The sequence below is a fragment of the Phaeobacter sp. JH20_34 genome (genome assembly GCF_048056095.1).
GTDB lineage: Bacteria > Pseudomonadota > Alphaproteobacteria > Rhodobacterales > Rhodobacteraceae > Phaeobacter > Phaeobacter bryozoorum.
In genome coordinates this window covers 326,262-348,739 of record NZ_JAYMWT010000011.1, presented here as the reverse complement: position 1 = coordinate 348,739, position 22,478 = coordinate 326,262, and the positions used below count along the sequence as shown (strand labels likewise).

General features: G+C 59.1%; 23 protein-coding genes. 8 read left to right on the top strand and 15 right to left on the bottom strand.

Annotation, left to right across the window (positions count from 1 at the left end; all coding sequences use genetic code 11):
* Positions 1–2 precede the first annotated feature (2 nt).
* From argJ to VWZ81_RS11090, 3 genes are all read left to right on the top strand, one after another.
* A complete protein-coding gene (argJ, locus tag VWZ81_RS11100; protein WP_416542723.1) occupies positions 3–1,232 on the top strand; it encodes a bifunctional glutamate N-acetyltransferase/amino-acid acetyltransferase ArgJ in 1,230 nt (409 codons plus the stop codon).
* Positions 1,229–1,627 carry an 8-oxo-dGTP diphosphatase MutT gene (gene mutT, locus VWZ81_RS11095; RefSeq protein WP_416542722.1) on the top strand — a complete coding sequence of 133 codons (399 nt, stop codon included), beginning with the start codon at positions 1,229–1,231 and terminating at the stop codon, positions 1,625–1,627. Before argJ ends, mutT begins: the two co-directional genes overlap by 4 nt.
* A 163-nt stretch (positions 1,628–1,790) precedes the next feature.
* Positions 1,791–1,925, top strand: a complete 135-nt coding sequence (locus VWZ81_RS11090) for a hypothetical protein (RefSeq protein WP_340547165.1) — start codon at positions 1,791–1,793, stop codon at positions 1,923–1,925.
* A 106-nt stretch (positions 1,926–2,031) separates the two neighbouring features.
* On the opposite strand, the gene infB is transcribed toward VWZ81_RS11090, so the two are convergent.
* The 6 genes from infB to pip form a co-directional block, all read right to left on the bottom strand.
* The gene (gene infB / locus VWZ81_RS11085) at positions 2,032–4,512 is read right to left on the bottom strand and encodes a translation initiation factor IF-2 (RefSeq protein WP_416534319.1); all 2,481 of its coding nucleotides are present in this window, start codon (positions 4,510–4,512) and stop codon (positions 2,032–2,034) included.
* Between the two features lie 8 nt (positions 4,513–4,520).
* Positions 4,521–5,141, bottom strand: coding sequence for an RNA-binding protein (locus VWZ81_RS11080; protein ID WP_340547163.1), 621 nt, complete (start codon positions 5,139–5,141; stop codon positions 4,521–4,523).
* A gap of 26 nt (positions 5,142–5,167) precedes the next feature.
* On the bottom strand, positions 5,168–6,793 hold the full coding sequence (gene nusA / locus VWZ81_RS11075; protein WP_340547162.1) for a transcription termination factor NusA: 1,626 nt from the start codon (positions 6,791–6,793) through the stop codon (positions 5,168–5,170).
* The gene (gene rimP / locus VWZ81_RS11070) at positions 6,793–7,383 is read right to left on the bottom strand and encodes a ribosome maturation factor RimP (RefSeq protein ID WP_416542721.1); all 591 of its coding nucleotides are present in this window, start codon (positions 7,381–7,383) and stop codon (positions 6,793–6,795) included. Before rimP ends, nusA begins: the two co-directional genes overlap by 1 nt.
* Positions 7,384–7,573: 190 nt before the next feature.
* Complete coding sequence (locus VWZ81_RS11065; protein ID WP_416542720.1) at positions 7,574–8,416, bottom strand: ABC transporter substrate-binding protein; 843 nt, start codon at positions 8,414–8,416, stop codon at positions 7,574–7,576.
* Positions 8,413–9,393 (bottom strand): prolyl aminopeptidase, encoded by a 981-nt coding sequence (pip, locus tag VWZ81_RS11060; protein ID WP_340547159.1) that lies wholly within the window; start codon positions 9,391–9,393, stop codon positions 8,413–8,415. The genes VWZ81_RS11065 and pip overlap by 4 nt, the downstream gene beginning before the upstream one ends.
* 49 nt (positions 9,394–9,442) lie before the next feature.
* Between pip and ubiG the strand changes: the two genes are divergently transcribed.
* Entirely contained in the window at positions 9,443–10,189 is a 747-nt protein-coding gene (gene ubiG / locus VWZ81_RS11055; protein WP_416542719.1) for a bifunctional 2-polyprenyl-6-hydroxyphenol methylase/3-demethylubiquinol 3-O-methyltransferase UbiG, read from the top strand.
* 270 nt (positions 10,190–10,459) lie between these two features.
* Here the strand turns inward: ubiG and VWZ81_RS11050 are convergent, their stop codons facing one another.
* From VWZ81_RS11050 to VWZ81_RS11035, 4 genes are all read right to left on the bottom strand, one after another.
* Complete coding sequence (locus tag VWZ81_RS11050; RefSeq protein WP_340547157.1) at positions 10,460–10,900, bottom strand: MarR family winged helix-turn-helix transcriptional regulator; 441 nt, start codon at positions 10,898–10,900, stop codon at positions 10,460–10,462.
* Positions 10,900–11,730 (bottom strand): carbon-nitrogen hydrolase family protein, encoded by an 831-nt coding sequence (locus VWZ81_RS11045; protein ID WP_416542718.1) that lies wholly within the window; start codon positions 11,728–11,730, stop codon positions 10,900–10,902. The genes VWZ81_RS11050 and VWZ81_RS11045 overlap by 1 nt, the downstream gene beginning before the upstream one ends.
* Positions 11,731–11,772: 42 nt before the next feature.
* Complete coding sequence (gene grxC, locus VWZ81_RS11040) at positions 11,773–12,030, bottom strand: glutaredoxin 3 (RefSeq protein ID WP_340547155.1); 258 nt, start codon at positions 12,028–12,030, stop codon at positions 11,773–11,775.
* An 85-nt stretch (positions 12,031–12,115) separates the two neighbouring features.
* On the bottom strand, positions 12,116–12,844 hold the full coding sequence (locus VWZ81_RS11035; protein ID WP_416542717.1) for a double zinc ribbon domain-containing protein: 729 nt from the start codon (positions 12,842–12,844) through the stop codon (positions 12,116–12,118).
* Positions 12,845–12,858: 14 nt separating this feature from the next.
* Here VWZ81_RS11035 and VWZ81_RS11030 point away from each other — a divergent pair, with 14 nt between their 5' ends.
* The 3 genes from VWZ81_RS11030 (at position 12,859) to VWZ81_RS11020 (ending at position 17,982) form a co-directional block, all read left to right on the top strand.
* Positions 12,859–13,689 carry a methyltransferase domain-containing protein gene (locus tag VWZ81_RS11030; protein ID WP_340547153.1) on the top strand — a complete coding sequence of 277 codons (831 nt, stop codon included), beginning with the start codon at positions 12,859–12,861 and terminating at the stop codon, positions 13,687–13,689.
* A 128-nt stretch (positions 13,690–13,817) separates the two neighbouring features.
* Positions 13,818–14,879, top strand: a complete 1,062-nt coding sequence (gene hemH / locus VWZ81_RS11025) for a ferrochelatase (RefSeq protein WP_416534325.1) — start codon at positions 13,818–13,820, stop codon at positions 14,877–14,879.
* A 73-nt stretch (positions 14,880–14,952) separates the two neighbouring features.
* The gene (locus VWZ81_RS11020; protein WP_416542716.1) at positions 14,953–17,982 is read left to right on the top strand and encodes an aminotransferase class III-fold pyridoxal phosphate-dependent enzyme; all 3,030 of its coding nucleotides are present in this window, start codon (positions 14,953–14,955) and stop codon (positions 17,980–17,982) included.
* A 105-nt stretch (positions 17,983–18,087) separates the two neighbouring features.
* Here VWZ81_RS11020 and VWZ81_RS11015 read toward each other — a convergent pair whose 3' ends face one another.
* Positions 18,088–18,270, bottom strand: a complete 183-nt coding sequence (locus tag VWZ81_RS11015; protein ID WP_416542715.1) for a hypothetical protein — start codon at positions 18,268–18,270, stop codon at positions 18,088–18,090.
* A 141-nt stretch (positions 18,271–18,411) separates the two neighbouring features.
* Positions 18,412–19,053, bottom strand: a complete 642-nt coding sequence (locus tag VWZ81_RS11010; RefSeq protein WP_340547149.1) for a L,D-transpeptidase — start codon at positions 19,051–19,053, stop codon at positions 18,412–18,414.
* A gap of 166 nt (positions 19,054–19,219) precedes the next feature.
* Between VWZ81_RS11010 and VWZ81_RS11005 the strand changes: the two genes are divergently transcribed.
* On the top strand, positions 19,220–19,711 hold the full coding sequence (locus VWZ81_RS11005; protein WP_416542714.1) for a CAP domain-containing protein: 492 nt from the start codon (positions 19,220–19,222) through the stop codon (positions 19,709–19,711).
* Positions 19,712–19,820: 109 nt separating this feature from the next.
* Here the strand turns inward: VWZ81_RS11005 and VWZ81_RS11000 are convergent, their stop codons facing one another.
* The 3 genes from VWZ81_RS11000 to VWZ81_RS10990 form a co-directional block, all read right to left on the bottom strand.
* Positions 19,821–20,339, bottom strand: a complete 519-nt coding sequence (locus VWZ81_RS11000; protein WP_416537738.1) for a L,D-transpeptidase family protein — start codon at positions 20,337–20,339, stop codon at positions 19,821–19,823.
* Between the two features lie 64 nt (positions 20,340–20,403).
* Positions 20,404–21,213 carry an ion transporter gene (locus VWZ81_RS10995; protein ID WP_416542713.1) on the bottom strand — a complete coding sequence of 270 codons (810 nt, stop codon included), beginning with the start codon at positions 21,211–21,213 and terminating at the stop codon, positions 20,404–20,406.
* A gap of 5 nt (positions 21,214–21,218) precedes the next feature.
* On the bottom strand, positions 21,219–22,466 hold the full coding sequence (locus tag VWZ81_RS10990) for a class I SAM-dependent RNA methyltransferase (protein WP_416534327.1): 1,248 nt from the start codon (positions 22,464–22,466) through the stop codon (positions 21,219–21,221).
* Positions 22,467–22,478 lie beyond the last annotated feature (12 nt).

Here is a 22,478-nt window from a genome sequence, read left to right as displayed (position 1 = left end):
AAATGGCACTGCCCCGCTCTCCGCTTGCACCAGACCATTTCCCCGAGCTGCCGGAAATCACCGGTGTTAGATTCGCATCGGCAGCCGCCGGCGTGAGATACAAGGATCGTACGGACGTTATGCTCGCGGTGATGACACCCGGAACGGCCGTCGCCGGCGTCTTTACCCGCTCCGCGACCCGCTCCGCCCCCGTTCTGGACTGTCAGGCAAAACTCGCTTCGGCAGAAAACGACACCGCGCATGGCGCGGCGATCCTCGTGAACTCCGGCAATTCTAACGCCTTTACCGGGCACTATGGTCAAACCTCGGTTGCCGAGATCACCCGCAGTGTAGCAGAATGCACGGGAGTTCCGGCCGCACGGGTGTTCACCGCATCAACCGGAGTCATCGGCGAACCACTACCGCACGACCGCATCGTCGCCCAGATCGCGGCGCTGAAGGATGGGTTGGACGCCACCGCCATCGAAGCTGCTGCCGGCGCGATCATGACAACGGACACCTTTGCCAAAGGGGCCAGTGCGAAAATCGAGATCGACGGAAAAACCGTCTCTATCGCGGGGATTGCCAAGGGGTCAGGTATGATCGCCCCCGACATGGCGACCATGCTTGTCTATATCTTCACAGATGCGAAGATGCCGCAGACGGCGTTGCAGGAGCTTCTGTCGCAAACCTGTGACCGGACCTTCAACTGCATCACGGTGGACAGCGACACATCGACCTCGGACAGTCTGATGCTCTGTGCCACTGGCGCCTCTGGCGTTGATGTAACCGGACATGCTGAATTCGCCGAGGCGCTGGAATCAGTCATGCTGGACCTGTCGCATCAAGTGGTGCGCGATGGTGAGGGCGCGACCAAATTCGTCGAGATCCAGGTGACCGGCGCGATGAATGACCACGACGCCAAGGTTCATGGCCTGTCGATTGCCAATTCGCCGCTGGTCAAAACGGCCATTGCCGGGGAGGATCCGAACTGGGGCCGCGTCGTGATGGCAATCGGCAAATCCGGGGCAGCCGCCGACCGGGACAAGCTGTCCATCTCCTTTGGCGATGTACTGGTCGCCGAAAAAGGCTGGGTGTCGCCAAACTATCGCGAAGCAGCCGGCGCCGCCGAAATGAAGAAGTCGGAGATCGTCATCAAGGTTGATCTGGGATTGGCAGAGGGGCAGAGCACTGTTTGGACCTGTGACCTTACGCACCAATATATCACCATCAACGCGGACTACCGGTCATGAAGACCGTACTGGTATCTGCGGTTGCACTGATTGATATCGAGGGGCGCGTGCTGCTTGCTCAGCGCCCCGAGGGCAAGTCGATGGCGGGTCTGTGGGAATTTCCCGGCGGCAAGGTCGAGCCCGGTGAAACGCCCGAGGCGGCGCTGATCCGCGAACTGGAAGAGGAGCTCGGCATCAACACCTGGGCGTCCTGTCTGGCACCGCTGACCTTTGCAAGCCACAACTATGAAGATTTTCACCTGCTGATGCCGCTATTTGCCTGTCGTAAATGGGAGGGTATCCCGCAGGCGAAAGAAGGGCAGACACTGAAATGGGTCCGCGCGCAGAACCTGCGTGATTACCCCATGCCGGCGGCCGATGTGCCGCTGATCCCGATCCTGCGGGACTGGCTCTAGTTCCGGCCTGCCCGGTTTCCCACACAGAACGGCTTAGCCGCCGCCGCGTCCTGCGGCGGTATCCTTCACGTGCATCAATCAATCATTAACTTTTTTCGTTAACCCTGAGAGCCAACAGGCAGCGTAATGTCGGTATTTCTGACGGCAAGAGGCGGTAGCGATCATGATCAGAACGATTAAGCAGGGTGCATTTATCTTCATCCAAGGCACATTTGTGCGCAGCTTGCCCGATGGCAAGATTTCGGTGCGCGTCGGTAGCAAAACCTACGAAGGTGAACCGGTCGGCCGCGCCGCCTGATCCCCCACACTCTCCTTAGCAGACTGGTTTCTCCTCCCTGAACCAGCCACGAAAAAACCCCGACCTGGTTTGGCCGGGGTTTTTTTATTCATGCTATGATCGTGGATCAGTCGAGTGTGCGGGTCACTTCTTCACGTTCGAAGATCTCGATCACATCACCCTTGCGGACATCATCGTAATTCTCAAACGCCATGCCGCATTCCTGACCGGACTGAACCTCTGCCACTTCATCCTTGAAGCGTTTGAGAGTTTTCAGCGTACCTTCGTGGATCACAACGTTGTCACGCAGCAGGCGGACGCCAGCGGAGCGGCGCGCCACACCTTCGGTCACGAGACAGCCCGCAACCTTGCCAACGTTGGATACCTTGAAGACATCCTTGATCTCTGCATAGCCGATGAAGTTCTCGCGGATCTCAGCTGACAGCAGGCCGGACGCCGCCGCCTTCACATCGTCGACGAGGTCATAGATGACCGAGTAGTAGCGGATCTCGACGCCCTTCTGGTTGGCCGAGTTCCGTGCCGATGTGTTGGCACGCACGTTGAAGCCCATGACAGGAGCACCAGAGGCCTCTGCCAGACCGATATCGCTCTCGGTGATGGCGCCAACGCCGGAGTGCAGCACGCGAACACGCACTTCGTCGTTGCCGATCTTCTCCATCGCCTGAACGATGGCTTCGGCAGAGCCTTGCACGTCAGCTTTAACCAGGATCGGCAGCTCGGAGACATTTTCATCCTCCTTGGCCTTCTGCATCAGCTGTTCCAGCGTGGTCGCGGCACCGGCCGCTGCGCGCTTGTCCTTGGCGGCCTGGGCGCGGTACTCGGCGATCTCGCGGGCCTGCGCTTCGGTTTCGGTGACGTTCAGAACGTCGCCTGCTTCAGGTGTACCATTGAGACCCAGCACTTCGACCGGAACCGAGGGGCCAGCTTCCTGAACCCGCTCACCCTTGTCATTGATCAGCGCACGGACCTTACCGTACTGCTCACCGACAACAAAGATATCACCCTGACGCAGGGTGCCATTCTGAACCAGCACCGTGGCCACAGGTCCGCGACCCACGTCCAGCTGTGCCTCGATCACGGCACCTTGAGCCGCGCGATCCGGATTGGCCTTCAGTTCGAGGATTTCCGCCTGCAGCGCAATGGCTTCCAGCAGCTCGTCCAGACCCTGACCAGTTACGGCAGAGACTTCCACATCCTGTACTTCACCAGACATCGCTTCCACGACAACTTCATGCTGCAGCAGATCGGTGCGGACTTTCATCGGGTCTGCGGCCGGCTTGTCGATCTTGTTGATCGCCACGATCATGGGAACACCCGCCGCCTTGGCGTGGTTGATTGCTTCGACGGTCTGCGGCATCACAGCGTCATCTGCAGCCACAACAAGGACCACGATATCCGTGACCTGCGCACCGCGCGAACGCATAGAGGTAAAGGCCGCGTGGCCCGGCGTGTCGAGGAAGCTCAACACAGCCCCGCCTTCGGTTTTCACCTGATAGGCACCGATGTGCTGGGTAATGCCACCCGCCTCGCCTGCAACAACCCGCGCGTCGCGGATCGCATCCAGCAGAGACGTCTTACCGTGGTCAACGTGACCCATGATGGTGATCACAGGAGGACGCGGCTGAAGGTCATCTTCCTTGTCCTTGACCTCTTTGATGACGTCTTCAACATCCGAATCAGAAACACGCACCACGTTGTGGCCGAATTCTTCGATGATCAGCTCGGCGGTATCCGCGTCGATGGTCTGGTTCTGAGTGACCATCATGCCCATGTTCATCAGCGATTTGACAACCTCGCCGACGCGCTCGGCCATCCGGTTTGCCAGCTCCGAGACGACAATCGCCTCGGGCAGCTGGACGTCACGAATAACCTTTTCACGCTCGACCGAGCCCATGGCCTTCTGGCGTGCGCGCTCTTGCTTACGCTTCATCGACGCCATGGAGCGCTGACGACCACCTTCACCACCGGTCGCCTGACCAAGTGTCAGCTTACCGGAGCGACGGCCACCGCCTTCGTTGCGGCCTTTGGCATTGCGGTTCTGCCGGTCATCACGTTCGCGATCCCCCTTACGAGGCTGCGAAGATGGGCCCGGCTCGGGACGGGCCGCAGCCGGTTCCGACTTTTTCTTTTCGGCATCAGTAGCCGCACGCTGCGCAGCAGCCTCAGCTTCGACACGCTTGCGCTCTTCTTCTTCAGCCTTCTGGCGGGCACGCTCTTCAGCTTCGCGCTGTTCACGTTCCTTGGCTTCCTGTTCAGCCCGGCGGCGCTCACGCTCTTCGGCACGGGCCTTTTCCTCGGCTTCGCGCTGCTGCGCTTCTTCTACTTCGCGGGCCTTGGCGGCCTGCAACGCCTTCAGGCGGCGCGCCATCTCTGCATCGCTGATGCCAGCCGGACGCCGCGATGCGTCACCGGACGGCGTCGCACCTGAGCCCCCCTTGGCCGCGGTCGGCTTGGGGACCACAACGCGTTTGCGCTTGGTTTCCACCACGACATTCTTGGTCCGACCGTGGCTGAAGCTCTGTTTCACATTCCCGGGCCGGGACCCACCACGAAGACCCAACGTCTTTTTGCCGTCACTATCGCTCATAAAGCTCTTTATCCTTCCGTGCGGCCCTTGCCGCCCACCGTTTCGCGCAAACCTTGTAGTCGTTGCGCTTCCTCTACAACACGTTTGCCGAGTCCACCAGAGGCCAGCGCCGCATGTATCACAGTTTGGCGCCCAAAGGCCATGCCCAGCTCATCCGCAGTGAGGCATCCGATGAATTTCCCACGGTGCGGCGTGCTCAATTTTGATTTGCCCCGTCCTGATCCATCCGAAGCCTGGATCAATACGCGGGCGTGTTCCTTGGCCAGCCAGTCTTTGACCTTCTCATAGCCAGAGACCGCATCACCCGACTTGCGCGCCAGGCTGATCAGCTCGATCAGGCGCCGCAGCACCTGACCTTTGATTTCATCCACCAGCCCGTCAGGCACCGTCACCGGCGCCTTGAAACCGCGGGCAAAGAGTTTCTTCTTTACCGCAGTTTGGAGCGCTGCCTCGGTCGAGGTCACATAGACCCCGCGCCCCGGCAGCTTTCCCATCACATCAGGAACAACCTGACCTTCGGGGCCAACAACAAAGCGGATCAGCCCTTCTTTGGGCTGGATCTCGCCTGTTGCCAGACATTTTCGCTCCGGTCCGTCGGACCGGTCTTTGTCACTGCCACCGCGTGTCATTGCTATCCTCGCTGCGAGGCCTGAGTTCAGGCCTCGCCCTCTTCTGCTTCGCCGTCTTCGATGTCGGCATCGTCTTCAGCATCCGCTTCCAGTTCGGTGGGATCCACCCAACCCAGCAGAACGCGGGCGGTCATGACAAGAGTCTGAGCATCTTCCAGCGACACATCAAATGGTTCCAGAATGCCGTCATCCTTGACGCGCTCACCCTTGTTGGTGGTCCAACCGCCGGCCAGCTCCCAGTCAGCGCAGGTAGCAAAATCTTCAAGCGTCTTGATGCCATCCTTGGCCAGTGCCTCAATCATTTGGGGCGTCAGACCATCAAAGTCAATCAGGCTGTCCTCGGCACCCAATGCGCGGGCTGCATCAATCGCCGCTTTCGCCTGCGCTTCCAGGTAGTCAGCCGCACGCGCCTGAAGCTCCTGAGCGGTGCCCTCGTCGACACCGTCAATAACCAGCAGCTCATCCAGCTCGACATAGGCAACTTCTTCGAGGTTGGTAAAGCCTTCGGAGACCAGCAGCTGAGCAAAGAATTCGTCCAGATCCAGGGTTTCCATGAACAGCTTGGTACGCGCCTCGAATTCCTTCTGGCGGCGGGCCGATTCCTCTTCCTCGGTCATGATGTCGATATCAAGCGCGGTCAGCTGCGATGCCAGACGCACGTTCTGACCACGACGGCCGATTGCCAGCGACAGCTGCTCTTCGGGGACCACAACCTCGATCTTGCCCGCTTCTTCGTCCAGAACAACCTTAGACACTTCCGCAGGCTGCAGCGCGTTCACGAGGAAGGTCGGCTGATCTTCGTTCCACGGGATGATGTCGATCTTTTCACCCTGCAGTTCGTTGACCACGGCCTGAACGCGCGAACCGCGCATACCGACACAGGCGCCAACCGGATCGATGGAGCCATCATAGCTGATCACAGCAATCTTTGCGCGCGAACCCGGATCACGGGCAACCGCCTTGATCTCAATAACGCCATCATAGATTTCAGGCACTTCCATCTTGAACAGCTCAGCCATGAACTCCGGCGCGGTCCGCGACAGGAAGATTTGAGGGCCACGCGGCTCGCGGCGCACATCCTTGATATAGCAGCGAATCCGGTCATTCGGGCGGTAGCTCTCGCGGCCGATTTTCTCGTTCCGGCGCAGGATCGCCTCACCCGCACCCACGTCAACGATGACGTTGCCGTATTCTTCACGTTTGACCAGGCCGTTGATGATGGTGCCGGCACGATCCTTGAACTCTTCGTACTGACGATCTCGCTCAGCTTCGCGCACCTTCTGCAGGATCACCTGCTTGGCGGACTGGGCAGCGATCCGGCCCATCTCGACAGGGGGCACTTCCTCGACGAAGACATCGCCAACCGAAGGATCGGCCATATACTGCTTGGCCTGTTCAACAGTCATTTCCGCCTGGTAGTTTTCCAGCGCGTCATCTTCGACCACGGTCCGCACGCGGGTAAAGGTCGCACGGCCAGTCTTGCGGTCAATGGACACACGAATGTCCATCTCACTGCCGTAGCGGCTCTTGGCGGCCCGCGCCAGGCTCTCTTCCATCGCATCGACAACCAAACCGGGGTCGATCATCTTTTCGCGCGCCACGGCTTCTGCGGTCTGCAGAAGCTCCAACTGGTTTGCTGATGTGATAGCCATTACTTTTTCTCCTCTTCGGACCCATCGGCCTCGATTTCGTCGAATGCGTCTTCTTTCAGGGTGCCGGCAGCCTTGCGCTGACGCAGCATTTCTTTGATCAGATCATCGGTAAGAACCAGTTTGGCATCGCTCAACCAGTCGAATTTCAAGCCGATGGTAACAGTCTCGCCATGTTCTTCGATATTGATCAGAACCTCGTCATCCTCAACACCGGCCAGCTCGCCCTTGAAACGGCGGCGGCCGTCGATCAGCTCGCTGGTCTCGATCTTGGCCTCATAGCCCTCGAACATATCGAAGTCTTTGAGACGGGTCAGCGGCCGGTCGATACCGGGGCTGGAGACCTCAAGCGCGTAGCTGTCAAGGATCGGATCCTCCACGTCCAGCGTCGCACTGACCGCGTTGGAGATCTCAGCGCAGCCATCCACCTCGATGCCGCCTTCAGGCTTGTCGGCCATGATCTGCAGGGTGGTCGTCTTGCCAGACATCAGCCGAATACGCACCAGCTCAAAACCGAGATCTTCAATCACCGGGGTGATGATCTCGGCAAGCCGACGGTCGATGGCTGCCTTGGCTATCAGGTCATTGGTCATACGAATTCCAGATCTGTGATTCGGGCACAAAAAAACGGGCGCGCGGCCCGTTGAACTTTCCGGTGGAGCTGAGGGTCAAACCCGACGCGCCGCTGTTACGAAAGGCATATACGCCGGATCAGGCCAAACTGCAAGAGGCAGTTCCCCTGACCCATGTTCTGTGCGGACCCAGGCTTGCAAATCGTGCAGATCAGAGGCGCCACCAGCGTTCCGCAATTCGACCATCGTCCAAAGCCGACCGAGTGCCTATCGTCCGAGGCATACCAACATCCCGCCGGGCTGCCAGCGCCATGTCATCAACGGATGGATGGTAGTGAAAACTGCCGCGCGAGACGAGACCTTCGGGTGCTGGCAGGGCTGCGACATCGACATATCCATCCCGCAGCGCCTCAGCCCGCACGGCGGCATCGGGAATCACGATCAACTCAACCGTATCGACCCAACCGGCCTGACCGGATTTGTAGTGCCCCCGCACCCGCGCCGCGCGGAAGTCGCGCCCAGAGCGCGCGCGCTCCACCCTGTAGCACCCGGTCCCGTTTGCCGCTGAGAGGTCGCCTGAGGTTTCCCCGCCGGCGGCAATCGCAAACCGGCCATCGGCCAATAAATAAGGGAGATGCGGATTGGATGCGCCCAGCACAATCTGGATGCTACCGGGCGAGAGTATGTCGATTTGAGCAGCGCCATCGCCGATATCGCTGCCCAGCAGGCTTGCCGCCACATCCGCCGCCCGCACCGGTGTTCCATCGTGAAACGTCACATCAGCGCGAATATCGAACTGCCAGACCCGCGCATCGGGGCTGCTGCTCCAGCGACTGGCCAGCTCAGGCCGCAAGGAGCCGTCAGGGCCAATTTCCATCAAGGTGTCAAACACGGCCCCACGAGCAACCTGATCCATCAGCCCACCGTCTCGCGGTACCGCGAGACGAAGGATCCCGCCCTGCCGCGGCGTATCAGCCAGCGCGGCCCCGGTTGCAGCCAGCAGGGCAGCCGCGGCGCCAGATGTGAACAGCGCACGCCTGTCGATCCGTGTCATGGCTCCTGCTCCTCTGCAATCTGGTCCATTGCGCGCACCAGCTCGGCGCTGATTCCCGGTTCGGACAGAGCATGGCCCGCATTGCGCACCATCTTCAACTCGGCATTTGGCCACAGCTCTTTCAATCTCCAGGCGGAGGTCGGCGGACAAATCATATCATACCGCCCCTGCACGATGATGCCGGGAATATGCGATATGCGCCCCATATTGGCAAAGATCTGACCATCGTAGTCGAGAAACCCGCCATTGATGAAATAGTGATTCTCCAGTCGTGCAAAGGCGCGCGCGTAGTCGCCCGGGCTTTCGCCCGATGTGCCGTTGGAATGGATCGAGGCCAACGCGTTCTCCCATGCCGACCAAGCCCGGCCGAACAGGATCTCCTCAGCCATATCGCCGGAAAACAGCCGTCTGTTATAGGCGGCGATCAGATCGCCCCGCTCACCATCGGGGATCATCGAGACAAAACGCGACCAGGTCTCCGGCCAGAAACGGCCAGCACCACCACCGTAGAACCAGTCCAGCTCTGACTTGGTCATCAGGAAGACGCCGCGCAGGATCAGATGGCGCACCCGCTCGGGATGGGTCTGGGCATAGATCAGCGACAAAGTTGCCCCCCAGCTCCCGCCGAACACCATCCACCGCGACAGCCCCAGAAGTCGGCGGATGATTTCCATATCCGCGACCAGATGCCAGGTAGTATTGTCAGCGCAGGAGGCGTGCGGCCGCGACCGTCCGCAACCGCGCTGATCGAATAATACAATCCGGTAGTGGTCAGGGTCGAAATACCGCCGCATGGCCGGGCTGCTCCCGCCACCCGGGCCTCCGTGACAGACCACCACAGGGATACCGTCCGGATTACCGCTCTGCTCCATATAGATATGGTGGCCCTGCCCCACATCGACCATCCGCTGATCAAAGGGTTCAATGGGCGGGTACAAATACTGCACTGCGCGCTTTTGATACGGGTATTTGTCCATTACTGACCTAACTTAGTCCTGAATGATAAAAGAACACACGGAGACAGGAATGCAAGCGCCTCAATCCACGGTAGACCCGTCCGAGATCGCAAAATTTGAGGCCATGGCCGCCGAATGGTGGGATCCCACTGGAAAATTCAAACCATTGCACATGCTGAACCCCTGTCGGCTGGACTACATCACCCGGCAAATCGCTGGTGAATTTAATCGCAACCTATCCGATCAGGCGCCCTTTTCCGGACTGCGTATTCTGGACATCGGCTGCGGTGGCGGGCTTCTCAGCGAACCAATGGCCCGTCTGGGTGCCGATGTCGTCGGCGCCGACGCCGCAGCGGGCAATATTCCAGTTGCTCAGGTTCACGCCCAGCAATCCGGTCTGGACATCGACTATCGCCACACCACGGCCGAGGCGCTGGCAGAGGCGGGCGAGCAGTTCGACGTGGTTCTCAACATGGAGGTGGTCGAACATGTTGCCGATCCGCTCAGCTATCTGACTGCCACGCAGCAGCTGCTCAGGCCCGGTGGTCTGCAAATCTGTTCAACCATCAACCGCAATCCCAAAAGCTACGCGATGGCCATTTTAGGCGCCGAGGTTGTCATGCGATGGCTGCCGCGCGGGACACATGAATGGTCGAAGTTCATTACACCAGACGAGCTGTTCGAGCTGCTCTCAAAGGCGGGGCTGACGCCTGTCGATCGGAAGGGTTTTGTTTTCAATCCGATCTTCTGGAGCTGGTCGCTGTCGGACCGTGATTTAAGCGTAAACTACGTGACAGCCAGCACAAAGCCTCGCTAAGCGCGGAGGCAAAAGCCCTGCCCCTATACTTTAGGATAGGCAATCATCCTTCTGCGTCGTTGGGCCGCTACCTTCTACGTGGTAGACCATAGATAGGGTCAGATGTTGCTGACCTGTCACCGAGTGAATGCACAGAGGCCCTTGTTCCGGGCCGCCCTGTCGTTAAGCCTACCACTCACGGACCAGCCTGACGGGGGGCACCAAGGACGTCTGTTCGCAGACGTCCTTTTCCGTTTTACAGGATTGGGGCCCTGCGCCCGTAGTCGCCAATCAGTCGCGACTTCCCAGCTTAATGCGGAACTCTCGCAGGATCGGCAGCGCGGATTTGACCCGGTCACCCCCCAGTTCCTCAACCACTTCGCGGATCATCGGAACAATGCTGGCCAATGCGGCGTCGCGCGCCTGTCGTCCCGCCGGGCTGATGGCGACCATTTTGCGTCGCGCATCATCCCAGTCTGGGCGGATATGAACGTAGCCCGCCGCTTCCAGCTTGCTCAATGTATTGGTCATCGCCCCACGGGTCACGTGAAACGCCTTGGCCAGCTGAGCGGGCGACCGCTCAACTCCGGTACGTGCGAGATGGTTCAATACCGAGAAATGCGACAGTTCCATTCCCTTAGGCAGCACTTGTCCCAGCCGGGTCCGCGCCAGCTGATCTGCCATCAGAATTTCGCTGAACAGCGAAACCGCAAGGGAATTGGTATCGTCCATCAGGGGCCGTCGAATTCTCGGTCATGAAACAGGGAAGGAACCTGTCGACGCGCTTGTGCCACTTTTTCAAGGTCAAGATCAATGTAGGTGACCCCTGGCTCAACGCCGCCATCGGCCAGAATTTCCCCCCAGGGTGACACCACCAGAGAATGGCCATAGGTGCGTCGCGACTTTCCCTTGGTTGCCGGATGGGTGCCCGTCTGAGCAGCCGCAAGCACATAGCAGCCCGTCTCGATTGCACGCGCCTGAAGCAATGCGTGCCAATGGGCCGAACCGGTAACAGGCGAAAAGGCTGCGGGCGCCAGCAGCACCTGAGCCCCTGCTTTGGCCAGACGCCGATGCAGATAGGGGAAGCGTACGTCGTAACAGATGGTCATTCCCAGGGCTGCAAATGGAGTCTGTGCAACCACAGCCTGACGGCCCGGGCGGTATCCATCCGACTCGCGGTAAGTTTCTTCAGGCGTGACATCCACATCGAACATGTGGATCTTGTCATAGCGCGCAACAATCTCACCGGCTGGATCGATCAGAAACTGGCGATTGGCAAACCGTCCATCGGCATCCGTCGTCTTCAACGCGAGGGATCCGAGAGACAGCCAGAGACCGCGCTCCTCGGCAGTTCTGCGCAGGGCCGCCAACGTCGGATCATCCCCTTCATGATGGAGGACCGACGTCTGGTGGCTGCGACTTCCAGAAAGGCAGTTTGTCACTTCTGGTGTCAGTACAAAACCGGCGCCAGCGGCAGCGGCCTCGGCAATCATCTCCTGCGCCATCACCAGATTCTCAGCTGGCTGGTCGCTTGACGTCAGTTGAAGCAAGGCCGCACGCATCTGTTATATCCTCCGATGGTCACCGATCTTAATCACCGCGCCTCAGGTTGCCAGCAGCGGATCCAGCTTGCCGGACCGATCCAGTGCATAAAGATCATCGCATCCACCGACATGGGTCTCGCCGACAAAAATCTGCGGAACGGTACGCCCACCATTGGCACGCTCGATCATTTCGGCCTTGCGATCAGGATTAGCCAAGACGTCGATTTCGTCGAAGCTTACGCCTTTCTGGGTCAGCAGGCGTTTTGCGGCATGGCAAAACCCGCAGAGCGGGGAAGTGTAGATTTCGACCGGTTTCATTCGGGTCTCCGTTTGAAAATATTCAGTGGCTTGGCCCTGAACTTGGGCAGTCCATGATAGAATTGCCAGCCCCAGCGCGTTCAGATCACGACTGCGTGACCCTTGCAAGCACGGCGATACGGACCGCGCTTGCGCCTGCATCAAGGCAAGCCTCGCTACAGGCCGCAAGCGTGGCACCACTGGTCATCACATCATCGACCAGCAGGACGATACGCCCGTCAATCTGTGCGGCATGTTTCGGATGCGCCGAAATCGACCGCGCCAACGTTGCGTAGCGCTCGCAGCGGCCCTGCCCTTCAAGCGAAGGCGTACGGCGAACGCGCCGCAACAGGTCCGGGCAGTAGTCCAAGCCAGCGTCTCGGGACATTTGTCGGGCTAGCAGATCAGATTGATTATAGCGGCGGCGCAGAAACCGCGACCAGTGTAGCGGCACTGGCGCCACCAAGGGATCATCCACAAGCAAACTGGCAGCCGCCCGCCCCAACCAGCGCCCTGCAGGCCGGGCGATTTCAGTTCGATCCCCGTGTTTCAGGGCCAGTACCAGCCGCCGGGCCGTGCCCTCATAGGTCAGCGCGGCGCGTCCTTCCTGCCAGGGCCGTGGGTGATCCATACACTCATCACATTCGAGGCGAAATCCGTCCTCCTCCCCAATCAAAGGGACTCCACATCCATGGCAACAGGTTCCATGTATGAACGGTGTCTCGCGCCAGCAGGGGCCACAAAGTCCGAAATCGCTGTCGACCCACTCACCGCAGGCCAGACAGCGCGGCGGGTAGATCAGCGAAACAGCCGTTTGTATCCGCGCCTTCAACATCCTAAATAGCCCTCATGACCAAAGCCACGACGCCCCGCCCGCAGCTCTTTGACCGCAGCGCACTCGCCGCCCATCGCAGCCGCCTGACCCCAGAAGCCCTGTTCCTGCACGACATCGCACGCGATGAGATTGAGGATCGGCTCTCCATGGTTAACAGGAGCTTTACGCGCCCAGCGCTGGTGGCGCCTTTTGCGCAAGGCTGGGACAGCTGTCTGCCCGATGCCAAACATGTCGCGGATGACGAGACATTGGATCTGGCGGTTGGCGCCCATGATCTTGTGGTCCATGCCATGTCACTGCACTGGGCCAATGATCCGGTCGGACAATTGATCCAATGTCACCGGGCCCTGACCGAAGACGGCTTGCTGCTGGTCGTGATGCTGGGCGGCCAGACCCTGCATGAATTGCGCAGCGCCCTGGCCACCGCCGAAACCCGCCTTTCCGGCGGGCTGTCGCCCCGCGTGGCCCCGATGGGCGAAGTGCGCGATCTGGGTGCGCTGTTGCAACGGGCCGGATTTGCGCTTCCGGTGGCGGATGTTGTGCCGCTGACTGCAAAGTACCGCGACCTGTGGCACCTGATGCACGAACTGCGCGGCATGGGCGAAACCAATGCCATGACACAGAGGCAAAAGACCGCAACCACGCGCAAATTGTTCGCTGACACTGCGGATATCTACCGGTCCACCTACGCAACGGAGGACGGTCTTTTGCCTGCAACCTTTGAACTGATTTGCCTGACCGGCTGGTCCCCGTCCGACACCCAGCAAAAACCGCTGCGCCCCGGATCGGCAAAGGCGCGACTGGCGGATGCGCTGAAGGTGCCGGAAACACCGCTGCCAAAGTAGACAGAACCAGCCATAGGTCTATCCTATGGCTCTGGTGGAATGATCCAATTGGTCATTTCCGCCGTATCTTCATATAGCTAGGGCGGACCAACGATCCGCTGACCGTTTACCGCACAGGACCCTGATAGATGCTGGACGCCACTGCCCCCGCCACCTGCCCCGCTCATGCGCCGGCAGACCACCCCAAGATCGCCCCGGCGAAGGTCGGCGTACTGTTGGCCAATCTGGGCACCCCCGATGACTATAGCTACTGGCCGATGCGCCGGTATCTGAGCGAGTTTCTCTCGGACAAGCGTGTGATCGACTATCCTGCCTGGAAATGGCAGCCGCTGTTGCAACTGATCATTTTGGCCAAACGGCCGTTTTCATCGGGAGCGGCGTATAAGTCCATCTGGAACCATGACAAGGGCGAAAGCCCCCTGATGACCATCACCAAGGAGCAGACCGCCGCTATGTCGGAAGCGCTGCAGGAGCGGTATGGCAAAGAGGTCATGGTGGATTTCTGTATGCGCTACGGCAATCCCTCAACCAAATCCAAAGTGCGGGCAATGGTTGAGGCCGGCTGTCAGAAAATCCTCTTCGTCCCGCTTTATCCGCAATATGCCGGGGCCACCTCGGCCACCGCCAACGACCAATTTTTCCGCGCCCTGATGGAAGAAACCTGGCAGCCCGCCGCACGCACCGTCGCACCCTATTTTGACGATCCGGCATATATCGACGCCCTCGCGCGTTCGGTGGAGAAAGCTTATGCCACCGCCGAGAAAAAACCCGAAATTCTGGTTGTATCCTATCACGGGATGCCCAAGCGCTATCTGATGCAGGGCGATCCCTACCATTGTCAGTGCCAGAAAACGACGCGCCTCCTGAAAGAACGTCTGGGGTGGACCGATACCGAAATCACCACCACGTTTCAGTCGGTGTTTGGCCCCGAAGAATGGCTGAAGCCCTATACCGTGGATCACGTCGCCACTCTCGCCAAAGAAGGCAAGAAAAACATCGCGGTGATCGCCCCCGCCTTCTCGGCAGACTGCATTGAGACGCTTGAGGAAATCAACGAGGAAATTCGCGAAAGCTTTGAGCACGCGGGCGGAGAAGATTTTCTCTATATCCCTTGCCTGAACGATGACGCCGAGCACATTGACGCGCTGTCCGGCGTTATCCAACGCAATCTGAAAGGGTGGCTGGACTAATCGCCACTCCCCGGTCCAAATAGCCAAAACGCCCCGGCCAACGGGGCTGAGGATATTTGAACAGGGACCTCTCATGACCGCATTGAACCTGGCCGAATTGCATTGGGCCGATGCCCTGAATAATCACTGGGGCATCACCGCTGACCTGGCACGGTTGGACGGGGAATATGACCTGAACTTTCGTGCAATCGCCGAGGATGGGCAGGGCTATATTTTAAAGGTCATGCGCCCCGGTTGCGCCCCTGATCTCGTCGAGATGCAAATCGCTGCGCTGGCGCATCTCCATCAAACTGACCCGGATCTGCCATGTCCACGCGCCGTGGCAACCGCCGATGGTGCGCTCTGCCTCGATCTTGCAGACGAAACCGGGGTTGAGCGCCTGGTCTGGCTGCAAACTCAGCTGCCGGGCCGCTGCTATGCCAAAAGCGCGCCGAAATCATCCGTTCTCATCAGGGAAATCGGTGCCGCGCTTGGAAGCATCACCCGCGCGCTCAAAACCTTTGACCATCCCGCGCTGCTACGCAATTTCAAATGGGATCTGATGTCTGCCGACTGGGTGGCAAGCGATCTCGACTGCATCGCAGACAGCAAACGCCGGAGCCTGATTGCTGCGATCTGCGCCGATTTTATAGAGCTGAAGCCGGTGCTTGGCTCCCTGCCAAAACAGGCGATTCATAATGACGCCAATGACTACAACATTCTCATTACTGGCACGCTATGCCAACCACGCCATGTCGGCGGTCTGATCGACCTTGGCGACATGTGTGCTGCGCCGCGAATCTGTGATCTGGCCATTGCAGCTGCGTATATCGTGCTGGATAATCCCCGACCGCAGGCTGCCCTGTCCGCGCTGATAGAAGGCTACCACGCCGTCAATCCGTTGACCGAGACCGAACTAGATCTTCTCTGGCCTCTGCTGCGGATGCGTCTGGCCGTCAGCGTCGTCAATTCCACACTGGTGGCCAAAGACAATCCCGATGACCCCTATGTGACCATATCGCAGGGTCCTGCATGGCGTTTTCTGGAGAAACCAAGTGAGCATCCGGCCCTGATTTCGTCCCGGCTGAGAGCGACCTGCGGCCTTTCGGTGGTCGATGGTGCCGACCGGGTTATTGCCTATCTAGAGAAATATTCCGGTGAGTTCGCTCCTCTGATGGGACGCGATTTGACGGGTCTGCCGATGGGGTCTCTCTCGGTCGAGACATCAACCTGGCCGCAGAACCCTTTTGATATGCCGCTGGCCGAGGCTGCCGAAGTCGGGCGAGAGTTTTCCGGCGAAAACGGTGCCGACTGGTGGCTTGGATATTACAACGAACCACGGCTGATCTATACTGCCCCAGCCTTCCGCAAAGGCGCGTATAAAGCCAGCGACCGGCGTACCGTCCATCTCGCAGTGGATGTTTTTGCCCCCGCCGGTCAGACGCTCTACGCCCCCCTGGAGGGTGAGGTCGTGGCGGTGGAGAACCGCGATGCTCATCTGGACTACGGCGGTGTTGTCATCCTGAAACACCATACCGACACCGGAGAAGAATTTTATACGCTCTACGGTCATCTTGACCCTGACTGCTGTACTCAGCTTTCGGTTGGCGACCCGGTCGCCAAGGGCGCGCCGTTCTGCCAGCTCGGCGATGCAACTGAGAACGGCGGCTGGGCTCCACATGTGCATTTCCAACTGGCGCTATCGACCAAGGGAATTGAGGCAGACTGGCCCGGAGTGGCGGATCCTGACGACCTCTTGCTGTGGAACGCACTTTGCCCAAACCCTGCACCGTTACTGAACCTGCCTGCGGAGAAAACCGGATATGAACCGACTGACAAGCGCCGGGTTTTGGCGGATCGAAAAGCACATTTCGGCAGCAATCTCAGCCTGACCTACAGCGATCCGGTCATGCTGCTGCGTGGGTGGAAACATCATCTGTTTGACGAAATGGGCCGCCCCTATCTCGATGCCTATAACAACGTGCCGCATGTAGGCCACGCGCATCCCCGCGTTCAGGCGGTTGCTGCCGATCAGTTGAAACGCATGAACTCCAACACCCGGTATCTGCACCCGGCACAAACCACCTTTGCGGAAAAGGTGCTGTCAAAGATGCCCAACCATCTGGAGGTCTGCTTCTTCGTCAATTCCGGCACCGAAGCGAATGAGCTGGCCCTGCGCCTCGCACGGGCGCACACAGGTGCCAAGGGGATGGTAACGCCCGATCATGGCTATCACGGCAACACCACTGGCGTGATTGACGTTTCCGCCTATAAGTTCAATGCAAAGGGTGGCGTGGGCCCGTCTGACTGGGTGCAGTTGGTCGAAGTTGCCGATGAATATCGCGGATCTTATCGGCGTGATGACGCAGACCGCGCGCAGAAATACGCGGACCTAGTGGATCCGGCCATCGAAAAACTGCGTGCAACCGGTCATGGGGTGGCTGGCTTCATTGCCGAGACCTTCCCGTCTGTCGGCGGTCAGATCATTCCGCCAAAGGGCTATCTGCCCGCCGTCTATGACAAGATCCGCGCCGCAGGTGGTATCTGTATCGCCGATGAGGTTCAAACCGGTCTAGGACGCCTTGGTGACTACTACTTTGGCTTTGAACACCAAGGGGCCAGCCCCGATATCGTGGTACTCGGTAAACCAATCGGCAACGGCCATCCCCTGGGTGTGCTGGTAACAACCCGCGCCATCGCGGACAGCTTTGCACAGGGGCCTGAGTTCTTCTCGACCTTTGGCGGTTCCACCCTGTCGTGCCGCATCGGTACCGAAGTGCTGAATATCGTCGATGAGGAAGGGTTACAGGAGAATGCGCGGGTGCGTGGGGCCGAACTGATCGAAGGCCTGCGCGAACTGCAATCCCGTTATCAGTCGATCGGGGATGTGCGCGGCATGGGATTATTTATCGGTGTCGAACTGATCCGCAACGACGGATCAGAAGCGACGGATATCTGCGCCTATGTGAAGAACCGCATGCGCGATCATCGCATCCTGATCGGTAGCGAAGGGCCAAAGGACAACATTCTGAAAATTCGCCCCCCGCTGACGATTGATGCAGAGGGAATCGAGGTGATTCTCGCATCGATGAACAGCATTCTGTCCGAAGTTCACGACGGTTGAGCCACCCTGAACCAAAATTGCATTCCCCGGCCCATGTCAGGTCGGGAGACATGAAAAAAGGCGGTGGAAAATCCACCGCCTTTCTTACCGTTCTGAGACAAGCAATTAGTTGCTTGCAACAGCTGCGCCAACCAGAACCAGCAGCAGCAGCGGCAGAAGGATGCCGCTGGAGGAGCTTTCGGTCTGCTCAACAATAACCGTCGGCTCAACAATCGGCTCAGCCAGGTTGCCCGCGGAAGCGGTCGAAGCAGCAGCAGTCAGAGCAGCAGCGATAACGAGTTTTTTCATGTTAACCTCCAAAAATATGCGCAGTTCAGTCCACCCGAACCACGCGCCCAAGACTTACCTCGTGATATTTTTCTAATCAGCAAAATCGCGACATTGCAATTGCTTGTTGCATGATTCGGCCTCTGGAATGGGCCGATGTCGTCAAATTAGCAACACTTGAGTGCCCACTTTCGTTAGCGCAAACAGCTGCGAAATATGCTCGTTATAAAGGCCGATACAGCCGTTTGAAGACCTGCGCCCGATCTTGCGCGTGTCATGCGTGCCGTGGATTCGGTAATACTTCCAGCTGAGATACAAAGCATGGGTTCCAAGCGGATTGTCCGGCCCCGGCGGGATATAGGCAGGCCACTCCGGGTTGCGCTTGCGCATGTTCGGAGTCGGCGCCCAGCCAGGCCCATCGACCTTGCGGATAATCTGGGTCCGGCCGCGGCGCGTCAGATCATCAGAGAGCGGCACGGACGAGGGATATAGCTTGTAGGTGCTCTGGTCTTCCGACCAGAAATGCAGGGCGCGGCTGTCGATATCCACCAGCACGGCTCCATTGCGCAGATTGTCGAAATAGGGCCGCCAGTCCTTGGACCGGAACGCCGAGATGTTACGCTGAACCGGCGCCTCGGGCTCCGGCGGCGGGCGCAGCGGGTCAAAACCCTCCGCGGTCGTGTCCGTGGCATCCTGTGCCCAGACGTCGCTGGCAAGACCGCCGCCAACCAGCGATGCGCCGACAGAAACGGAACCGGCGAGAAATTGCCGTCTAGAGAAGGATTCGAAGGGGCTGCGGGTCATGACTTTTCCAAACTGCGGAGATATGCATTCGTTATGCCGTATCTTATGGCGCGAATGCCTCAGTCGCAAATCAAACAATCCCGCGACGGTCAATTCACCGCTGACATGTTTGCGCCTATGTCACAGCCGGGCTATTGCAGCCCCAGTCAACGAAGCAAGGTGTAGTATGACACGTGTATTTCTGATCCTTATCGCCGGGCTGATGACCCTTGTCGCAGCCTGTGCCCCTGCACCTGATGGCAGCACAGGCGGCAGCGTTTACCGGATCCGTAACGCCGACAAAGTACAGCTGCGGATGCTCGACTCGGTCAACGCCCTTCGCGAAGCGGCAGGCAAGCCGATTGTCCAGCTGAACCCCCAGCTGACCGCTGCGGCCGCAACCCATTCGCGCGACATGTCGGTCCAGAACCGTCCGTGGCATTTTGGCTCCGACGGCTCTTCCCCGCTCGACCGCGTTGCCCGCACTGGTTTCACCGGCACAATGATCGGCGAGACGATTTCGGAAACATATGAGACCGAGTTGCAGACGCTTACAGCCTGGATGGAACAACCGGCCACCCGTGCGGTCATCATGGACGCCAAAGCGCGCACCATGGGCTTCTCCTGGTTCCAGGAATCCAATGGCAAGATCTGGTGGACCCTGGTCATGGGTAGCTAAGCGCGCCGATCTAATCTTTACCTGAACGAAGAAGGCCCGATCGCTGCATGGCAATCGGGCCTTTTCTATCACGAGACGATCAGCGCTGGCACGGTTACAGTGCAGACGATCAGGGACGCAGGGTAATCAACGTACCGTCGCGCACCATCGCATAGATCTCTTCGATCTCATCGTTGCTGACCGCAATGCAGCCCGCAGTCCAGTCATCCACCCGCGCAGCGCGTTTGCGTTCCTTGGGGTTGTTTGGCTCACCGTGAATGAAAATCTCGCCACCCGGTTTCTTGCCCATTGCCGCCGCCTTTGCCCGGTCCTGTGCGTTGGGGTAAGAGATCCCGATGGAGAGGTGATAACGACTGTTGGGATTGCGCCGGTCGATCAGATAGGTGCCTTCGGGAGTTTTGCCATCGCCCTCGATCTGCTTGTGGCCCTGCGGTGCGAAACCCAGCTCCATTTCATATTCGCGCAGAATATCCTCATTGTGCAGAAGATAGACCTTGCGGGCGCCCTTATTGACAACAACCGAGGTTACCTCGGGGCCATAATAACTGCGGAATTTGCTGGGGCCGGAGCTACAGCCCGCCAGCCCAAGGGTCGCCGCGGCGCCCAATCCGAATGTACGTCTATCCATTATTCTAGGTCTCTGCCTGATTTGCCTCATTTTCCAACTACTATCTTCGGTGGAAAATTCAAAATCACTTCTTCTCGTGCGGCGGTTGCAGCGTCGCGATTTGCTGCTCGATTGCCTCCAGCCGAGCCAGAACCAGATCCCGATAAGCGTCCGTGCGTTCGCCCTCTTCCTCGTGATGGGCATCCTGCATCGAATTCACGATCAGGCCGACCAAGAGGTTCACAACCGCAAAGGTGGTGACCATGATAAACGGCACGAAGAACGCCCAGGCATAGGGGTAGATCTCCATGACAGGGCGTACGATGCCCATGGACCAGCTTTCCAAAGTCATGATCTGGAACAGGGAATATGCGCTCAGCGCGAGATTACCGAACCATTCCGGGAAACTGTCCGCGAAGAGTTTCGTCGCGATGACGGAGCCGATGTAGAAGATGATAGCCATCAGCAGGAAGACTGAGCCCATGCCCGGTAGCGCAGTAATGAAACCCTCAACCACCCGGCGCAGCCGCGGCGCAACGGAGATGACGCGCAACACCCGCAATATGCGCAGCGCCCGCAGGACGGACATCCCCTGCGCCCCAGGAAGAAAGGCGATGCTGACGATCACAAAGTCAAAGATGTTCCAGCCGCGCAGGAAAAACCGCAGCCGCTGTACCCAGAGTTTTGCCAGCAGTTCAACGACAAAAATCCCCAGGCACAGCTGATCGACAAACAGAACGATCGTCCCGAACCGGGACATGATCGTATCAGATGTCTCCATTCCCAGCGTCACGGCATTGATCAGAATCACCACAGTGATGAAGTTGCCAAAACGATCACTGGCGATAAGATCGCCAAGCCGCTTGTTCAGGGTTTGTTTTGCACTGATGCTCACCGGTTCTACCCCACGTACGAAAAGCTGGCCGCGAGTTCCGTATGCGAGGACCAGCGGAATTGATCGACCACCTGTACCCAATCCAGCCGATAGCCGCCATCGGTCAAAATCTTCGCATCACGGGCAAAGGTGACAGGATTGCAGGAAACATAGGCAACCCGTTTCGTACGTGCTGCAACCAGCTGAGTGGCCTGGGCCTCAGCACCAGCGCGCGGCGGGTCAATCACTGCAGCGTCAAACTCCGTTCCAAACGGATTCAGATCCTCCGGCAGCAACGGGTTGCGAAACAGATCGCGGGTCTCGGTGGTGACTTTCTTCAAGCCTTTGGCCTGCCGCCAACCGGCATCCAATGCGCGCAACATGGCGCTTTCACCCTCGACAGCGTGGACCTCAGCGTTTTTCGCCAGTGGCAGCGAAAAAGTCCCGCAGCCGGCAAATAGGTCGACGAGACGTTTTGCCCCCGCGACAACCTCCTCGACCGCCGCGAGCAAGGCCGCCTCGCCATCACGGGTAGCCTGTAGAAAGGCACCCGGCGGCGGGCAGACATGTGCCGGACCAAAGGGTTGAGTTGGCGGCTGTTCCATACCGATCAGCTCATCCTCCCAGGTCAGCCTTGCAATACGATGCGCGTCGACCACCTGCGCCAACGCGATCCGAAGCGCGCCATCCAGCGGCTTGCCGTTGGTCACCAGTACATCAACGCCAACCTCCGAGAGGGTCACCGTCACCGAAAGCGGTGCCTTGCGGCTAGCGCCAGCCATGGCCAGTGCCTCCGCCATCGGCACAGCAGCCAGAAGCTGTGGTGCCAGCAACTGGCAATCGGGTATCTCGGTAATCACCCCGGACGCGCGGCCATGGAATCCAGCCATCGCCCCTTTCTTGGTTCGGCGCACTGACAGCGTGGCGCGACGGCGCGATTGTGGCGGTGAGGTGTGGATCGGGCGAAACGCCGTCTCAATCCCCTGGGCAGCCAGCGCATTGCGCACAATATCGACCTTCCAGCCCGCGACAAAATCATCTGTCGCATGTTGCAGCTGACAGCCACCACAGGATTTATAATGCCGACAAGGCGCCTGGACGCGTGCCTCTGACGGGTTCTCGATGCGGATATCCGTGAGCTGGTGCCCGTCGCGAATACCGCTGACGGTCTCTCCCGGCAGGGTGCGCGGCGCAAAAAGCGGGCCCTCGGCGACTCCGTCCCCCTGATGGCCAAGACGAATGATTGTGGCTGTGGTTCTAGCTGCATGTGTCATGGCCGCTGCATA

What these genes read in the sequence shown, in the direction of transcription:
- VWZ81_RS10990 (WP_416534327.1), bottom strand. Translation starts at nt 22,466, where the DNA reads ATGACACATGCAGCTAGAACCACAGCCACAATCATTCGTCTTGGCCAT.
- infB (WP_416534319.1), bottom strand. Translation starts at nt 4,512, where the DNA reads ATGAGCGATAGTGACGGCAAAAAGACGTTGGGTCTTCGTGGTGGGTCC.
- ubiG (WP_416542719.1), top strand. Translation starts at nt 9,443, where the DNA reads ATGCAAGCGCCTCAATCCACGGTAGACCCGTCCGAGATCGCAAAATTT.
- VWZ81_RS11090 (WP_340547165.1), top strand. Translation starts at nt 1,791, where the DNA reads ATGATCAGAACGATTAAGCAGGGTGCATTTATCTTCATCCAAGGCACA.
- mutT (WP_416542722.1), top strand. Translation starts at nt 1,229, where the DNA reads ATGAAGACCGTACTGGTATCTGCGGTTGCACTGATTGATATCGAGGGG.
- VWZ81_RS11065 (WP_416542720.1), bottom strand. Translation starts at nt 8,416, where the DNA reads ATGACACGGATCGACAGGCGTGCGCTGTTCACATCTGGCGCCGCGGCT.
- rimP (WP_416542721.1), bottom strand. Translation starts at nt 7,383, where the DNA reads ATGACCAATGACCTGATAGCCAAGGCAGCCATCGACCGTCGGCTTGCC.
- VWZ81_RS11035 (WP_416542717.1), bottom strand. Translation starts at nt 12,844, where the DNA reads ATGTTGAAGGCGCGGATACAAACGGCTGTTTCGCTGATCTACCCGCCG.
- grxC (WP_340547155.1), bottom strand. Translation starts at nt 12,030, where the DNA reads ATGAAACCGGTCGAAATCTACACTTCCCCGCTCTGCGGGTTTTGCCAT.
- VWZ81_RS11000 (WP_416537738.1), bottom strand. Translation starts at nt 20,339, where the DNA reads ATGGATAGACGTACATTCGGATTGGGCGCCGCGGCGACCCTTGGGCTG.
- VWZ81_RS11045 (WP_416542718.1), bottom strand. Translation starts at nt 11,730, where the DNA reads ATGCGTGCGGCCTTGCTTCAACTGACGTCAAGCGACCAGCCAGCTGAG.
- VWZ81_RS11005 (WP_416542714.1), top strand. Translation starts at nt 19,220, where the DNA reads ATGACACGTGTATTTCTGATCCTTATCGCCGGGCTGATGACCCTTGTC.
- VWZ81_RS11030 (WP_340547153.1), top strand. Translation starts at nt 12,859, where the DNA reads ATGACCAAAGCCACGACGCCCCGCCCGCAGCTCTTTGACCGCAGCGCA.
- VWZ81_RS11020 (WP_416542716.1), top strand. Translation starts at nt 14,953, where the DNA reads ATGACCGCATTGAACCTGGCCGAATTGCATTGGGCCGATGCCCTGAAT.
- VWZ81_RS11015 (WP_416542715.1), bottom strand. Translation starts at nt 18,270, where the DNA reads ATGAAAAAACTCGTTATCGCTGCTGCTCTGACTGCTGCTGCTTCGACC.
- argJ (WP_416542723.1), top strand. Translation starts at nt 3, where the DNA reads ATGGCACTGCCCCGCTCTCCGCTTGCACCAGACCATTTCCCCGAGCTG.
- hemH (WP_416534325.1), top strand. Translation starts at nt 13,818, where the DNA reads ATGCTGGACGCCACTGCCCCCGCCACCTGCCCCGCTCATGCGCCGGCA.
- VWZ81_RS11080 (WP_340547163.1), bottom strand. Translation starts at nt 5,141, where the DNA reads ATGACACGCGGTGGCAGTGACAAAGACCGGTCCGACGGACCGGAGCGA.
- VWZ81_RS11010 (WP_340547149.1), bottom strand. Translation starts at nt 19,053, where the DNA reads ATGACCCGCAGCCCCTTCGAATCCTTCTCTAGACGGCAATTTCTCGCC.
- pip (WP_340547159.1), bottom strand. Translation starts at nt 9,393, where the DNA reads ATGGACAAATACCCGTATCAAAAGCGCGCAGTGCAGTATTTGTACCCG.
- nusA (WP_340547162.1), bottom strand. Translation starts at nt 6,793, where the DNA reads ATGGCTATCACATCAGCAAACCAGTTGGAGCTTCTGCAGACCGCAGAA.
- VWZ81_RS11050 (WP_340547157.1), bottom strand. Translation starts at nt 10,900, where the DNA reads ATGGACGATACCAATTCCCTTGCGGTTTCGCTGTTCAGCGAAATTCTG.